This window comes from Streptomyces sp. NBC_00669 (genome assembly GCF_036226785.1).
GTDB lineage: Bacteria > Actinomycetota > Actinomycetes > Streptomycetales > Streptomycetaceae > Actinacidiphila.
The window spans coordinates 935,188-950,605 of record NZ_CP109018.1; the positions used below are offsets into that span (position 1 = coordinate 935,188).

12 protein-coding genes are annotated in these 15,418 nt (G+C 75.0%); 6 read left to right on the forward strand and 6 right to left on the reverse strand.

Annotated elements, in window-relative coordinates:
• Nucleotides 1-19: 19 nt before the first annotated feature.
• The 4 genes from OG896_RS03840 to OG896_RS03855 all read left to right on the forward strand — a co-directional run bounded on the left by OG896_RS03840 (nt 20) and on the right by OG896_RS03855 (nt 5,151).
• Nucleotides 20-847, forward strand: a complete 828-nt coding sequence (locus OG896_RS03840; RefSeq protein WP_329362358.1) for an MOSC domain-containing protein — start codon at nt 20-22, stop codon at nt 845-847.
• A 98-nt stretch (nt 848-945) separates the two neighbouring features.
• Complete coding sequence (locus tag OG896_RS03845; protein ID WP_329362360.1) at nt 946-1,524, forward strand: Rv1733c family protein; 579 nt, start codon at nt 946-948, stop codon at nt 1,522-1,524.
• A gap of 117 nt (nt 1,525-1,641) precedes the next feature.
• A complete protein-coding gene (locus OG896_RS03850) occupies nt 1,642-4,113 on the forward strand; it encodes a right-handed parallel beta-helix repeat-containing protein (RefSeq protein ID WP_329362363.1) in 2,472 nt (823 codons plus the stop codon).
• A 201-nt stretch (nt 4,114-4,314) separates the two neighbouring features.
• Entirely contained in the window at nt 4,315-5,151 is an 837-nt protein-coding gene (locus OG896_RS03855) for a DeoR/GlpR family DNA-binding transcription regulator (protein WP_328472309.1), read from the forward strand.
• 45 nt (nt 5,152-5,196) lie between these two features.
• Here OG896_RS03855 and OG896_RS03860 read toward each other — a convergent pair whose 3' ends face one another.
• The 5 genes from OG896_RS03860 to OG896_RS03880 all read right to left on the reverse strand — a co-directional run bounded on the left by OG896_RS03860 (nt 5,197) and on the right by OG896_RS03880 (nt 10,356).
• Complete coding sequence (locus tag OG896_RS03860) at nt 5,197-5,601, reverse strand: hypothetical protein (RefSeq protein ID WP_329362366.1); 405 nt, start codon at nt 5,599-5,601, stop codon at nt 5,197-5,199.
• Nucleotides 5,602-5,804: 203 nt separating this feature from the next.
• Nucleotides 5,805-7,214, reverse strand: a complete 1,410-nt coding sequence (locus OG896_RS03865; RefSeq protein ID WP_329362368.1) for a hypothetical protein — start codon at nt 7,212-7,214, stop codon at nt 5,805-5,807.
• A 131-nt stretch (nt 7,215-7,345) separates the two neighbouring features.
• Entirely contained in the window at nt 7,346-8,104 is a 759-nt protein-coding gene (locus OG896_RS03870; protein ID WP_329362370.1) for a cytochrome b/b6 domain-containing protein, read from the reverse strand.
• Nucleotides 8,085-8,750 (reverse strand): molybdopterin-dependent oxidoreductase, encoded by a 666-nt coding sequence (locus OG896_RS03875; RefSeq protein WP_329373679.1) that lies wholly within the window; start codon nt 8,748-8,750, stop codon nt 8,085-8,087. Before OG896_RS03875 ends, OG896_RS03870 begins: the two co-directional genes overlap by 20 nt.
• Nucleotides 8,751-9,507: 757 nt before the next feature.
• Nucleotides 9,508-10,356, reverse strand: a complete 849-nt coding sequence (locus tag OG896_RS03880; protein ID WP_329362372.1) for an alpha/beta fold hydrolase — start codon at nt 10,354-10,356, stop codon at nt 9,508-9,510.
• A gap of 146 nt (nt 10,357-10,502) precedes the next feature.
• Between OG896_RS03880 and OG896_RS03885 the strand changes: the two genes are divergently transcribed.
• On the forward strand, nt 10,503-11,843 hold the full coding sequence (locus OG896_RS03885; protein ID WP_329362373.1) for an aminotransferase-like domain-containing protein: 1,341 nt from the start codon (nt 10,503-10,505) through the stop codon (nt 11,841-11,843).
• Nucleotides 11,844-12,084: 241 nt separating this feature from the next.
• A complete protein-coding gene (locus OG896_RS03890; protein WP_329373681.1) occupies nt 12,085-12,591 on the forward strand; it encodes an ATP-binding protein in 507 nt (168 codons plus the stop codon).
• Nucleotides 12,592-12,846: 255 nt separating this feature from the next.
• Here the strand turns inward: OG896_RS03890 and OG896_RS03895 are convergent, their stop codons facing one another.
• Nucleotides 12,847-15,381 carry an ABC transporter permease gene (locus OG896_RS03895; RefSeq protein WP_329373682.1) on the reverse strand — a complete coding sequence of 845 codons (2,535 nt, stop codon included), beginning with the start codon at nt 15,379-15,381 and terminating at the stop codon, nt 12,847-12,849.
• Nucleotides 15,382-15,418 lie beyond the last annotated feature (37 nt).

The following is a 15,418-nucleotide window of genomic DNA, read 5'->3' on the forward strand; positions in this document are numbered from 1 at the left end:
CCGGTGGCACGATGGTCATATGACCATGCCCAAAGTCAGCGCGTTGCACGTCTACCCGGTCAAGTCGCTGCGTGCGACCAGCACGCCGGCAGCGGTCGTGGAGCCGTGGGGGCTCGCGGGGGACCGCCGCTGGATGCTGGTCGACGCCGATACCGGCAAGGCCGTCACGCAGCGCGAGGACGCGCGGCTGGCGCTGATCGGCGCCGTCCTCGACGAGAGCGGCGGGCTGCGGCTGACCGCGCCCGGCCGGCAGCCGCTCGACGTCGCGGTGCCGCCGCCCGGGCCGCTGGAGACCGTCCGGATCTTCTCCGGCACGCTCGAGGTACGGCCCGCCGACGAGACCGCGAGCGCCTGGTGCAGCGCCTACCTCGGCATGCCGGTACGACTGGTCCACCTCGACCGGCCCGAGTCGCGCAGGCCGATCGACCCCGAGTACGCGCGGCCGGGCGAGACGGTCAGCCTCGCCGACGGCTTCCCGCTGCTGGTCACCACCACCGCGTCGCTCGACGCGCTCAACGCGCTGATCGCCGCCGGCGACCGCGCGGACGAGGGCCCGCTGCCCATGAACCGGTTCCGCCCGAACGCCGTCGTGGACGGCACCGAGGCATGGGCCGAGGACGGCTGGCGGCGGGTGCGGATCGGCGAGGTGGTCTTCCGGGTGCCCAAGCCCTGCGGGCGGTGCGTGATCACCACGACCGACCAGGGCACCGGCGTACGCGGCCGGGAGCCGCTGCGCACCCTGGGCCGGCACCGCAACATCAACAGCCAACTCGTTTTCGGCCAGAATCTCGTGCCCGAGACATCAGGAACCCTGCACGTCGGCGATCCGTTGACGGTGGTGGAGTGATGTTTCCACGCACCCCGTCCGCGCCCCGGCGGACGGAGCAGGCATGAACCGCGCCGGTTGCGGTAGGTAGTTGATGGGTGTGAAGGGGGTGGCCGTCGATGAGGGGTCGCACAAGAGTCACCAGGCCGGGCTGGCGCTGGCGGCGCAATCCGCTGCGCCGGCGCACGGACGTGGTGGAGACGTGGCTCGCGCTGCTCTTCGCCGTCCTGCTCTGCGCGTCGCCGCTGTTCGGCTGGTGGGCGGATCGGTCGGTCGGCCGCGCCCTGCGGCATGAGGTGGCCACCGAGCACTCCGAGCGGAGCCTGGTGACGGCGTCGCTGGCCCGCTCCAAATCGTCCGGTGCGAAGACGCACCCCGCCGAGCAGCTGCGCTGGACCGGGCCCGACGGCACGTCGCACACCGCCTCCGTCTCCTCCGACGTCGAGGTGGTGCAGCAGGGCCGGATCAAGATCTGGACGGACCACGAGGGCCGGCTGGTGCCGCCGCCGCTGGACTCCGCCACGGCGGCCACCCACGCGGTGCTGGCCGGCGTCGCGGCCGGATCGGCCGCGGTCGGACTGCTGGTGATATCCCGCCAGTTGCTGATGTGGCGTCTGATGCTGCGCCGGCTGGACTCCTGGGAGCGCGAATGGGCCCGGGTGGGCCAGGATTGGGGCCGCGCGGGCGCCGGCGGCTGACCGTCCGGCGGCTCCTTCCGGCGTCCGGCGGCCCGCCGCGCGTCACCAGCATGCCTCCGCTCGCGCTACGGTTGATCCCCGGTCGGCCGACGCAAGAGGTGGGGGCTGAGCAGCCCGATGGCACATGGCGTGGTGCAGGTGACCAATCCGAGCAGTTCTCGGTGGCGCCGCCGCACAGGTGAGTACGAGACCCTGGCCGCCGCGCTGGAAGCGGCGAGTGACGGCGACGTGCTCTCGGTGGGTCCCGGTACCTACCGGGAGAACCTGCTGGTGGACAGCGCGGTGACGCTGCGCTGCGCGGACGGGCCCGGCACGGTGCGGCTCGCGCCGGCCTCGGGGGTCGCGCTGACCCTGCGCGGCGCCGCCGTCGTGCAGGACCTGCTGGTCGAGTGCCAGGACGTCACCTCGGCCGCGCTGCTGGTCGAGGCGGGCGCCCCGGAGCTGTCGGGGGTGCGGATCAACACCCGCTCGGCGGTCGGCCTGGAGGTGCGCGACGGCGCCCGGCCGACGGTGCGCCGCTGCACCGTGGACAACCCGGCCGGTCTCGGCGTGAGCGTCCTGGACGGCGCGGGCGGCCTGTTCGAGGAGTGCGAGGTGATCGCCGCCGGGCAGAACGGCTTCGCGGTCCGCGGCGGCGCGTCCCCCCGGCTGGAGCGCTGCCGTATCCACCACGCCTCCGGCGCGGGGGTGTCGGTCACCGGTGAGGGCAGCTCGCTGGAGGCGGTGAGCTGCGAGGTGTTCGAAGTACGCGGCACCGGCGTGCAGTTGTCCGCGCGCGGCAGCGGGCAGTTCACCGACTGCCAGGTGCACCGCACCACGGGCGACGGCATCACCCTCGACACCGACGCGGTGCTGGCGATGGCCGACTGCGACCTGCACGACATCCCGGAGAACGCCGTCGACCTGCGGGCCCGTTCGGTGCTGACGCTCACCCGCTGCACGGTGCGCGGCTTCGGCCGCAACGGCCTGTCGGTGTGGGACCCGGGCACCCGCGTGGACGCCAACCAGTGCGAGATACATGACAGCACCGGCGACTATCCGGCGGTGTGGGTGAGCGACGGCGCGGTGGCCATACTGGACTCCTGCCGCGTGCACGACGTGCCGGACGCGCTGTTCGTGCTGGACCGCGGTTCGCGCGCGGACGTGGTGGACAGCGACTTCGCGCAGATCCGGAACACCGCGGTGTCGGTGAGCGACGGCGCCAGCGTGCAGCTGGACGACTGCCGGATCAAGGAGGCGGCCACCGGTGCGTGGTTCCGCGACCACGGCAGCGGCGGCACCCTCTCCCAGGTCACCATCGACGACACCGCGACCGGCGTGATCGTCACCAAGGGCGCCGACCCGGCGCTGGAGCGCTGCACGGTCACGAACCCCGCCGAGGCGGGCGTGTACGTGTCGGCGGGCGGCCGCGGCACGTTCAACGGGTGCCGGGTGATCGGCAGTCGGGGCTTCGGCTTCCACGTCATCGACGGCTGCCGGTCCCACCTGACCCGCTGCCGCACCGAGCGGTGCGCCCGCGGCGGGTACGAGTTCTCCGAGCCGGGCCCGGTCACCGAGGACTGCACCAGCGACCGGGCCGCCACCGACGACATGCCCGAGCCGGTGCCGACCGCGACCGGCGGCGTGCTGGGCACGGCGGCCCCGGCCGGCACGTCCGCCGCCCCCGGCACGCCCGCCCGGCAGCAGAGCCCCGGCACGCAGTCGTACGGCCTGCTGGGCGGCGTCCCCGCGCAGCGGCCGGCCGAGCAGCAGCAGGAGCCGCAGGTGCGGGTGACCGCGCGGGAGAGCGATGCCGTCCTCGGCGACCTGGACGCGCTGGTCGGCCTGGACGGCGTCAAGCGCGAGGTGCGCACCCTGATAGACCTGATCTCGGTCGGCCGGCGCCGTGAGAAGGCCGGGCTCAAGGCGCCCTCGCCCCGCCGCCACCTGGTCTTCACCGGCTCCCCCGGCACCGGCAAGACCACCGTGGCGCGGCTGTACGGCGAGATCCTGGCCTCGCTCGGCGTGCTGGAGCGCGGGCACCTGGTCGAGGTCGCCCGCGTCGACCTGGTCGGCGAGCACATCGGCTCGACCGCGATCCGCACCCAGGAGGCGTTCGACCGGGCGCGCGGCGGGGTGCTCTTCATCGACGAGGCGTACGCCCTCGCGCCGGAGGACGCCGGCCGCGACTTCGGGCGCGAGGCGATCGACACGCTGGTCAAGCTCATGGAGGACCACCGCGAGGCGGTCGTGGTGATCGTGGCCGGCTACACCGCCGAGATGGAGCGGTTCCTCGCCTCCAACCCCGGTGTGGCGTCCCGCTTCTCACGCACCATCACCTTCGGCGACTACACCCCGGGGGAGCTCCTCCAGATCGTGGAGGCACAGGCCACCGAGCACGAGTACCGGCTCGGCGACGACGCCGCCGACGCCCTCATGAAGTACTTCACCGCGATCCCGAAGGGCCCCGCGTTCGGCAACGGCCGCACCGCGCGCCAGACCTTCGAGGGCATGGTCGAACGGCACGCGGTCCGCATGGCCCACGTCGAGGAACCGACCCACGACGAACTCCAGCTCCTCTACCCGGAGGACCTGCCCAACCTCAACTAGCGGCTGCTCGCGTCGAGCGGCTGAAGGCTGCCTTCTCGGCGGAAGTGCCGCACGAACGCGAGGCCGCGGGGAGCGGCGCGGGCGACCCACCACCGCGGGTGATCGCGGAACCGACGGTACGGACCACCCCGGGGGGTCAGGGGCGCCTAAGATAAGCGGTCGGTGCACTTGGACAACGACACGGACGGGACGGGGTCACGGGTGAGCGACAACCAGAACCTCCTCGCGGAGCAGCGGCGGGCCCTGATCCTGGACGAGGTCCGACGGCGCGGCGGGGTGCGGGTCAACGAGCTGACCCGGCGGCTGAACGTCTCCGACATGACCGTCCGCCGCGATCTCGACGCGCTGGCGCGGCAGGGCGTGGTGGAGAAGGTGCACGGCGGCGCGGTGCCGGTGGTCGAGCCGAGCAGCCACGAACCGGGGTTCGAGGCGAAGTCGGGCCTGGAGCTGGGCGCGAAGGAGGCGATCGCGCGGGAGGCCGCCGCCCTGGTCCCACCGGGCGCGGCCATCGCGCTGGCCGGCGGCACCACCGCGTACGCGCTGGCCCAGCAGCTGCTGGAGGTGCCGGACCTGACCGTGGTGACCAACTCGGTGCGGGTCGCGGACGTCTTCCAGTCCGGTCAGCGGCTGGCCGGCGGCACGCACGGCTCGGCCGCGGCCACCGTGGTGATCACCGGCGGGATGCGCACGCTGTCCGAGACGCTGGTCGGGCCGGTCGCGGACCGGGCGATCCAGTCGCTCCACTTCGACCTGCTCTTCCTGGGCGTGCACGGCATCTCGGTGGAGGCGGGCCTGTCCACGCCGAACCTCGCGGAGGCCGAGACCAACCGCCAGTTCGTCCGCTCGGCGCGGCGGGTGGTGGTGATCGCCGACCACACCAAGTGGGGCACGGTCGGGCTGAGTTCGTTCGCCACCCTGGAGGACGTGGACACGCTCGTCACCGACGCGGGCATCCCCGAGGTGCTGCGCGAGGAGATCGCCGAGCACCTGTCGGACCTGATCGTCGCGGGCGACCCCGCGTCCCCCACCCTGACCTGACCGCTGCGGCGTCCCGCAGCCGCCGGCGCCGCCCGCGGCGGGGAATCAGCCCTTGCCGGTGACCAACGACCAGGCGTGGCTGGGCGACAGGACGATCAGCAGGATCACCACGAGCAGGACGACCGCGACCATCCCGCGCAGCCGGCCGCGGCGCAGCCTGCGCCGGTCGCTCTCGTCGGTGCGGCCGGTGCGCCAGGAGGTGTCGTCGGGTATCCGGGAGGCCGGCACGGCGGCGCCACCGCGCCTGCCGCGGCGCCGCTTGCCGCCCGGTGCGGCGGCGGCGCGCGCTTCCTGCTCCCGCAGCCGGCGGGCGACGATCCGGGCGCGCGCGGACGGCTCCTTGGGCGCGGAGGCGCGGATGTCGCGCTCGTTGTCGGAGAGGAACTGTTCCCACACCTCGTCCGGGATGGACGACTCCCCTTCCGGGGTGGGCGCGGAGTCTGTGGTCATCGGGCAGGCTCTCATCTCGTCCAGGACGGCCGGGGGTGAAGAGTCGTGCTCGGTGCCCCCCCAGGCGGTACGGCTTCGACCCACCAATATACGTTCGCCGGGCGCCCGGCGGCGTGGCTCCCCCGGCTTCCCGGAAAAAGCCGGTCATCGCCGGCCCGGCGCCGCTCGCCCGCCGGGCACCGCTCAGCGGTACTCAGCGGTACTCAGCGGTACTCGGCCAGCCGGGGCCGGACCGCCAGCAGGGCCAGCAGCGCGGCGGCGCCCAGCGCCCCGGAGGGCAGCGCGGGCCAACCGGCCAGATCGCTCCGGGCGTCGGCGGCGTGCGCGGCGAAGTCGTCGAGCTGCTGCCCGGCGAGGTCGTCCAGGGTGGTCGCGAAGTCCCAGAAGTCGAAGGCGATGTCCCCGCGCCCGACCGTGGTGAGCAGCACGGCCGCCTGGTCGGTCTTCCCGTCGTTCGTCAGGCGGCGCAGCGTGGTGTCGTCGGCGCGGAAGCGGTGGTAGCGGGTGAGCACGTCCTCGTACGCCGGGCGTTCGCGCGCGGTGGCGTAGCCGTCGGGCGTCAGCAGGGTGTCGAGGCGCTTGGTCAGCGTGGTGAACAGGGCCGCGTCGCTCCGCCCGAGGTCGTCGCCCTGCACGAACCAGCGGCTCTCGGCGGCCGCGGCCTGCGCGGCCACGGCGCTCGCCTCGGCCAGCCGCGACCAGGGCCGCAACCCCTGGCGGTCGGCGGCGCCGGCGCCGCTCGCGCAGGAGGTCAGGGCGAGCACGCCGGCCAGGCACACCGCGAGCACCGCGGCGGTGCCGGCCACCAGCGGCGGGCTGAGCAACCGCCGGTAGTCGCGGGCCAGTTCGCGCTGCCACCACAGCAGGAACAGCAGCGTGGCCAGGCCGAGCAGGCCCACCACGAGCGCCCAGCGCCGGGTGTCCGCGCGCACCCGGGCGGTGTCGTGGTCGGCCTGCAACTGGTAGTCCGCCGCGAGCTTGTCGGCGGTCGGCAGCAGCGTCCGGGTCATCACGGCGGCGGCCTGCGCGTTCATGGCGACGGTGACCGCCGGCGGGTGACCGGCGAGCCGGTCGGGCGCCTGCTCGTCGGCGTAGGACGCGCGGCCGCTCAGGTCGTCGTAGTGGCCCAGGCCGTCGAGGAGTTCGCCCACCAGGTCACCGTGCGCGCCGTCGCCGCTGAGCCGTCGCAGCGCGTCGCTGACCTGGGCGCGCCGCTGCTGCGCGGTGATCAGGGCTTCGAGCTGGTTGCCGACGTACGTGCCGCTGCCGTCGGCCGACATGCCCGGCGCGAGGGTGTCGGCGTGCTGGGCGTCGAGGTCGGCCAGCGCGAACCTCAACTGGGTGGCGACGGCGGCCCGGTCGGAGACGGTGGTGCGCAGCCGCGCGGTGTCGCCGCGTACGGTCACCGCGCCGATCACGGCGGTGGCGCACAACGCGGCGAGCAGCAGCAGCGCCAGGGCGGCGCGGGCGCCCAGCCGACGCGGCCCGTTCAGCCGCAGCCGCACCCGCCGCCGCGCACGGTGGGGCTCGGGAGGGGCGGCGGGCGGCTCGGACCGCGCCTCGGACCCGGCCGGATCGGCGGCCCTCCGGCTCGTCAACTGCGACGTGGTCATACGGTGACGCTAGGTGCGGGCGGCGAAACCCCGGTGGCCCCGGGGCATCCGTGGAGTGTCCGGGCTGTAACGGAACCGAACCGGCCCTGGGGGAAGGGTTGTCGGCGGTTCGGCGGGCTACGGTGGCGCCGTCAGCGGGTGTCCGCGTCGTCGGTGCCGCGGGAGGTCGCACCGGGTGCGGGAGAGGCGGGGGCGGCGGGCGGCGGCGTGGGGGTCGGGGAGGATACGGAGGGCGCGGGCGGCTCGGGGGCAGCGGGCGCGGGCGGCCCGGTGTGCCACAGCGGGTGCTCCCGGCGCGCCCACCAGTGCGAGACCCGGCCGGTGCGCAGGCCGCGACGGGCTTCCGGGTCACTGCTGGCCAGCCACACGTGCCCGGTGATGACGGCGGCGACCAGCAGCGCGAGCCAGTCGTGGACGAAGGTGGCGCCGGTCCGCCACAGCAGCGGGGTGAGCCGCGGGAACCACATGATCAGGCCGGTGCCCATCATGATCAGGATCGCGCCGACCGCGAACGCGGCGTAGAGCTTCTGACCGGCGTTGAACTTGCCCGCGTACCGCGAGTCACGCCGGCGCCTGCGGACGGCGATGCGCAGCCACGTCCAGTCGTGCGGGAAGAACCGGCCCAGCCGCCGGGTGTCGGCGCGGTAGGCGCGGGAGGCGAGGCCGAGCACGAGCGGTACGGGCAGCAGGATGCCGGACCACTCGTGCACGGTCACCACCAGCCGGCGGCGGCCCACGATCTCGGCGAGCGGCGGGAGGTAGAGGCACGCGGCGGTGAACACGCAGACGGCCATGAGGGTGTTGAGGGTGCGGTGCACCCAGGTTTCGGCGCGGGTGAAGCGCCGTACGGTCCCGGCCGGGGCCGGGCGGTCACGACGTCGGCGCGTCATGGCGGCCGTTGGACTTTCCGACCCATCCGTCGACGTCATATCCGTAGTGCTCCCAGTAGCCGCGTTCGACCTTCTCGGTGACGGTGATGCCCGACAGCCACTTCGCCGACTTGTAGAAGTACATCGGGGCCGCGTAGAGCCGGACCGGGCCGCCGTGCGCGGCGGTGACCGGCTTGTCGTCCATGGTGAGGGCCACCAGCATGTCGCTGCGCCGGGCCTGCGCGAGCGTGAGGCTCTCGGTGTAGACGCCGTCGAAGCAGGTGAAGTGGACGGCGCCGCCCGGGGACTTGACGCCGGCCGCGTCGAGCAGCGTGGACAGCCGCACCCCGGAGAACGCGGTCTTGGGCACCCGCCAGCCGGTGACGCACTGCACGTCCCGCACCAGCCGGGTCTGGGGCAGCGCCCGCAGGTCGGCGAGGCGGTACGACGCGGGCTTGTCCACCAGCCCGCCCACCGTCAGCCGGTAGTCGCTCTCGCCGCGGTGCGGGATGGAGTCGGAGACCGAGTAGAACCGGAAACCGCCGCCGCCGGGCAGCAGTCCGGTCACCCCGGTCGGGTCCTTCGCGCTCACCGAGGCGAGGATCGAGTCGAGCCGGCCCTGCACGGCGCCGCCGACCCCCACGCCGACCGCGCCGAGCCCGAGCATGCCCAGCACGACCCGCCGCCCGACCGGTGCGCCGCGGCCCTCCTCCGCGCCGGGCTCGGCGCCGGATTCCGTCCCCGTGCCGCCGTCCGCGGCGGCCTGGCCGGCGGTGTGGTTGTCCATACAGCGATTCGAGCACGCGCGACCGCCGAGAACCAGGGCCTGCGGCCGATGTCAGCGTTTCGTCATATCTCAGGGCTCGCGCCGCGCGCCCCGCCTCGGGCACGAACAGACCCCGTGGCAAGCCCGCCCCCGGGCACGGGCAGGGCGCGGGAGCGGGCGGGGGCGCGAGCGGGGGCGTGGGAGCGGGCAACGGGCAGGGGCGCGGACACGGGCACGGGCGCGGGCACAGGCGCGGACACGGGCACGGGCACGAGCGGGACCGGAAGCTCGGCAGCGGTCACGGACACGGCCCCGTCCACGGCCGCGGCTGCGGCGGCTGCGCCTGCGCCTGCGCCTGCGGGCCACGCTCCAGGCGTGGGGCCGAACTCCCTTACGGCGCGGGCCAGTTGCCGTACGCCGTCGGCCCGGTCCGGCCTTCGGCAGAGGAGGCACCCGCACATCGCCACGCGGTCATGCGTCTCCCGGCCGCCAGGCCAGGGGGGATCGCCCTCTCACCAGGCGTACCCGGGCGGCTCCGCCGACGACGGGGGCGCTCCCCCCGCCTCACTGGAAGCCCCCCGCCCGGCAAAGGCAACGGGAGAGGTGCCATGCCGCGCATCGCCGGCCGCCCACCTGTGGGCGCTTCCGGTCGCGGCCCCTACCGTTCCGCCACCGCCGTGAGCAGTTCCGACAGCGCGGCGTTGAACGCTTCGGGTCGTTCCAGGTTCGGCAGGTGGCCCGCGGCCTCCACGATCGCGAGCCGCGAGCCGGGGACGTGTTCGTGCAGGAACCGCGCGTCCGAGACGGGGGTGAAGACGTCGTCGCGGCCGACGACCACCAGCGTCGGCACCGCGATCCGCGCCAGGCTCGGGGTGTAGTCGGGGCGTTCGGCCCGGCCGCGCAGCGCGGCGGCGGCGCCCTCGGGCGGCGCGGCGAGCATCATCCGCAGCACGTGCGCGGCGATGTCCGGCTGTTCGCGGACGGTCGCGGGGGCGACCATCGAGTCCAGCACGCCGTGCGCGTAGTGCGCCATGCCGTCGCGCTCCAGCGCCTCGGCGCGGGCGTACCGCTCCCGGCGGCCCGCGTCGGTCTCGCCCTGGGCGAAGGTGTCGGCGAGCACGAGTCCGGCGACGCGCCCGGGGAACAGCCGGTGAAACTCCAGCACGATCTGGCCGCCCATGGACAGCCCGCACAGCACGGCCCGGGGCACGCCGAGGGTGTCGAGCAGGGCGGCGAGGTCGCGGGCGAACACGTCGAGCCCGGTGCTGCCGGGCCGTACCGAACTCGCCCCGTAGCCGCGCAGATCGGGGACGATCACCCGGCGCCCCGCGCCGAACGCGGCGGTCTGCGGGTGCCACATGGTGCGGTCGAAGGGGTGGCCGTGGACCAGCAGCAGCGGGGCTGGCTCGGCGTGATCCGCGCGCTTCGCGGGCCCCTCGTGCGGGCCCCGGCCGTCGGCCGTGTCGTCGTAGCCGATCGTGATCCCGTTGACGATGACCGTACTCACCTGGGGTTTCTCCTCTGCTCCTCCGGTATGCCGATGCTAGGGAGCGGGCAATCGCGAGGGCAATACACGGCATTGATCTCGGTGCAATAGGCTGCGGGCGGGCGGGCAAGCGGACGGGCTTCGACGGCGGATCGGGGGGAGGGCGCGTGCGGGACTTCCGGCGGGTGGCGGACGCGGTGGCCGCGCGGATCGCGTCGGGACAACTGCGGGCCGGGGACCGGCTGCCGACGCAGCGGGCGTTCGCACGGCGGCACGGCATCGCGGACTCCACGGCGGGCCGGGTCTACGCCGAACTGGTGCGGCGCGGGCTGGTGGTCGGCGAGGTCGGGCGCGGCACCTTCGTACGGGCCGCGCCGCCCGCCGCCGGACCCGCGCTCGCGGAGCCCGCGCGGCAGCGGGTCGACCTGGAGCTCAACTACCCGGTGGCGCCCGGGCAGTCGGAGTTGCTGGCCGCGGGTCTGGCCCGGCTGGCCCGGCCCGACGTGCTCGCGGCAGCGCTCGGCCCGGGTGGCGCGCGGGGCACCGGCGCGGCCCGCGAGGCGGTCGCCGCGCTGCTGGCCCGGCCGGGCTGGCAACCGGCCGCGGCGGACGTGCTGTTCGCCGGAAGCGGCCGCCAGGTCATCGCGGGCGCGCTCACCGCGCTCGTCCCGGTCGGCGGGCGGATCGGGGTGGAGGAGTTCACCTACCCCGTGGTCAAGGCGCTGGCCGCACGGCTGGGGCGCACGGTGGTGCCGCTGGCCTGCGACGCGGAGGGGCTGCGGCCGGACGCGCTGGTCGCCGCGCACCGCGAGGGGCCGCTGCACGCGGTGTACGCGCAGCCCACGCTGCACAACCCGCTCTCCCTGACGATGTCCGACCGCCGCAGGAGCGAGGTCGCCGACGCGCTGCGCCGCACCGGCAGCGTGGCGGTGGAGGACGCGATCTGGTCGTTCCTGCGGCCGGACGCCCCGCCGCCGCTGGCCGCGTACGCGCCGGAGCGGGTGGTGCTCACCGACAGCCTCTCCAAGCGGCTCGCGCCCGGCCTGACCGCCGGGTTCGCGGTCGTCCCGGCCGGGTGCGCCGAGCGGGTGGCGGCGGCGCTGCGCTCGGGCGGGTGGGGCGTGAGCGGCTACGCCCTGGAGGCGCTGGCCGGGTGGGTCGGCGACGGCACCGTGTCCCGGCTGTCGGCGGCGAAACGGGCGGAGGCCGCGGTACGCCAGACGCTCGCCGCGGAGGTGCTGCACGGGTTCGCGGTGCGCGCCGACCCGTACTCCTGCTTCTGCTGGTGGGACCTGCCGGAGCCGTGGCGGGCCGACACGTTCGTGGCCGCGGCCGGGCGCCGGGGCATCGCGGTCACGCCCGCGGCATCCTTCGCCGCCGGGTCGCGCCGCGCCCCCGACGCGGTGCGGATCGGCCTCGCCTCTCCCCCGCGGGACGTCCTGCGCACCGCGCTGGCCACCCTCGCGGACCTCGCCCGCACGCTGCCGGAGGACTCGGCGCCGGAGTAGCCCCGCGGTGTCCCCCGGAACCGCCTCCGGACCCCGGATCAGGAACCGCTCGCCGCCGCGATAAACGCGCCGTAAGACTCCGAGTTGCGGCAACCCCCGCAACGGGTGAACCTGATTACGCATCACGGAGTACTGCAGCAGTCACTCTACGCATTCCCGCTCAAGTGTTCCCATCGGAGCGGTGAAGCCCGGCCCCCGTACGGGAGCCGGCCCCACCGCGGAGGGAGTCGCAGCCGTGATCATGCAATCCGACCAGACCGACCCAGCCATGCGCGAGTGCGCACTCGAACTCGAAGCGCACCCCTACCGCATCCAGCAGATCCGCCGCATCGTCTCCGCCCAGCTGCGCTACTGGCGGGTGGAACCCCTCGTCGACGCGGCCTCCACCGGCATCAGCGAGCTGCTGGCGAACGTCCACCGCCACGCGAGGCCCGACAAGCAGTGCGCGGTGAAGATGACCCTGGTGCCGGACCGCCTGACGGTGGCCGTCGCCGACCACGACACGCGGCTGCCGCACCTCCAGCCGATGGAGCCGACCGCGACCACCGGCCGCGGCCTGGCGATGGTCGAGGCGATGTGCGACGGCTGGGGCACCGACCTGCTGCCCGACGAGACCGGCAAGGTGGTGTGGTTCGTGCTGCGCACGCCCACCCAGCAGCCGAAGCTCGTCCCGCTGCGGACCGCCGCGGTACCGCTGGAGGAGACCGTCCCCGAGGAGCGTGTCGCGGTCGCGGTCTCGGTCGCCTGACCGCCTCTCGGACCGCCGTCGGACCCCGTGTCCGACACCGCGCCTGACGCGGACCGCGCGCACGCGCGCAGACCGCAGGCGTACGCCGTAGATGTGAGCGCCGGACCGGCCGCCGCCTCCCGTGACAGGGAGGAGGCGGCCGGTCCGGCATCCGGAGGCCCAGCGGACGGGTCTGCCGTCTCCGGCCGCCCGCACGGGACTTGGCCCCGCGCCGGACCACGCCCCGCGCGGGACTCCGCTCCCCCGCGCGGGGCTTCACTCCGCCGCGATCGCCCGCAACACGTCCAGGCGGGCCGCCCGGCGGGCCGGGCGCCAGCCGGCCAGGACCCCGGCCGCGACGCCGACCAGCACGACCACCGCGAGCTGCGCCGGCGGCAGCGTGAACGCGCTGATCCCGTCGCCGTCGGCGGCCCGTACCAGCGCCCAGCCGAGGAACGCGCCGAGCCCGAGCCCGCCCGCGGTGCCGAACGCGGCGACCACCACCGACTCCCAGCGCACCATGGCCCGCAGCTGGCCGCGGGTCTGGCCGACCGCGCGCAACAGGCCCAGCTCGCGGGTGCGTTCGTGCACCGCGAGGGTGAGGGTGTTGGCGATGCCGAGCAGGGCGATCAGCACCGCGAGCGCCAGCAGGGCGTAGATCAGGGTGAGGAAGGTGTCGATGCCGGCGGCCGACGACGCGGCGTACTCGCTCTTCGTCTGCACGTCGGGCGAGCCGAAGGGCACCACCGCCTTCTGTACGGCGGCCTTGCCCGCGGCCGTGGACACGCCGTCCTTGAAGCCGATCGCGACGAGGGTGTCCTTGTCCTGGATGTGGTGGGGCGCCCAGGCGGCGCGGGTGATCAGGTAGTCGCCCGCGAGGTCGGCCCGGTCGTAGACGGCGCCGACGGTGAACGGCAGCCGCTGCCCGTCCGCGAACCCGACCGTGATGCTGCTGCCGGGGCGCCAGCCGTGCCGCTTCGCCTCGTCCTTCGCGACCGCGATCCCGTGCGTGCCCAGGCCCGCCAGGGAGCCGCGGACCGTGCCGAGGTCGAGCAGCCGGGAGAGCGCGACCGGGTCGGTGACCGTCAACTGCCGCCCGGCGCCGTCGATCTCGCCGACCCCGCGGCCGAGTCCGACCGACGCGCCGACCTGCGGCAGCGCGGCCACGGTGGGGGCGATCCGCGGGCTGAGGCCGGCGCCGCCCGCGCCGTAGACCTGCGCGCTGATCGCGACGTCACCGGCGAAGGAGCGGTCGACGGTCCGGTGCATCGTGGTCTTCATCGACGCGCCGAGCACCGTGAACAGCGACACCACCGCCACTCCGATCATCAGCGCGGTCGCGGTGGCCGCCGTCCGCTTGGGGCTGCGCAGCGCGTTACGCCGGGCGAGCGTGCCGCTCACCCCGCGCAGCCGGCCGAGCGGCGCGCCGAGCACCCGCACCGCGAGCGAGGAGGCGACCGGGCCGAGCACCACGAACGCGGCCAGGGTCAGCGCGGCACCCGCCGCGGCCGGCGGCAGCGTCGGGCCGGCCACACCGGCCACGGTCAGCGCGACCCCGGCCACCGCCATGGCCGCTCCGGTCACGGCCCGCCGCCGGGACCCGCCCGAGGTGTCGACGGCGCTCTCCCGCAGCGCCGCCAGCGGCGCGGTCCGGCCGGCCCGCAGCGCGGGCAGCAGCGCCGATCCGACGCAGACCGCCAGCCCGACCGCGAGCGGCACCGCCATCGACAGCGCGTGGATCACCAGGCCGCCGCCGGGGAAGGGGAACCCGACCGCGGGGAAGAGCGCCTGCAGGCCGGCCGCGATGCCGATGCCGCCGAGCAGGCCCGCCGCCGAGGAGACCACGGCGACGGCGGTGGCCTCGGCGAGCGTGGCCGCCAGCACCTGGCGGCGACTGGCGCCGAGCGCCCGCAACAGGGCGTTCTCCCGGGTCCGCTGGGCCACGACGATCGCGAAGGTGTTGTGGATGCTGAACGTCGCCACGAGCAGCGCGATGCCCGCGAAGACCACCAGCAGGCTGGTGAAGAGGGTCAGGAACATGCCCGCGGTGGCGTCCTCGGTCTCGTCGCCGGCCTGCTTGCCGGTGATCGCCTGGTACCGCGCCGGCAGCGCCGCGCCGACCCGGTCGGTCAGCTCTCGCCGGCCGATCCCCGGTCCGGCCCTGACCTTGATGGCGCTCGCCTCACCGGGTCGGGGCATCAGGTAGCGCTCGGCGTCGGACCGGGTCAGCCCGGTGAAGGTGGTCTGGCCCTCGCCGCTCTGGCCGCCGAAGGTGGCGATGCCCACGATCCTGATCGGCACCGGGTCGGGCGTGCGCAGCAGCGTGTGGTCGCCGACCTTCAGCTTCGCCTGGTCGGCCGCGCCGCGGTTGATCACCGCCTCGCCGGGGCGGCTCGGCGCGCGGCCCTGGACCAGCCGGTAGGGGTTGAGCTTCGGGTCGGCGATCCAGTTGCCCGCGTTGGTGGGGCCCTTGGTCTGCAGGGTCCTGCCGTCGTGGGCGACGATCTCGCCGGCGCCCTCGATGTCGGGCTCGGCCGCCGCGACACCGGGCACCTTCCGGATGGTGGCGATCAGATCGGTCGGCACCGGCGGGCGGGTGCCCACCCCCCGGCCCGCCTTGATCTGCTCCGCGCCGCGTACGACGGTGCCGGTTCCGCTGTCGGCGTCGGCGAACAGCGCGCCGAAACTAGCCCGCAGGGTGTCCCCCATGACCATGGTGCCGGCCAGGAACGCGACGCCCAGGAAGACGGCGACGAAGGTCCCGGCGAAGCGCCGCTTGTGGGCGCGCAGACCGGCCAGGCCGAGGCGCAGCGCCGTACGGTTCGCGCCGCCGCCGCTGCCGGCCGCG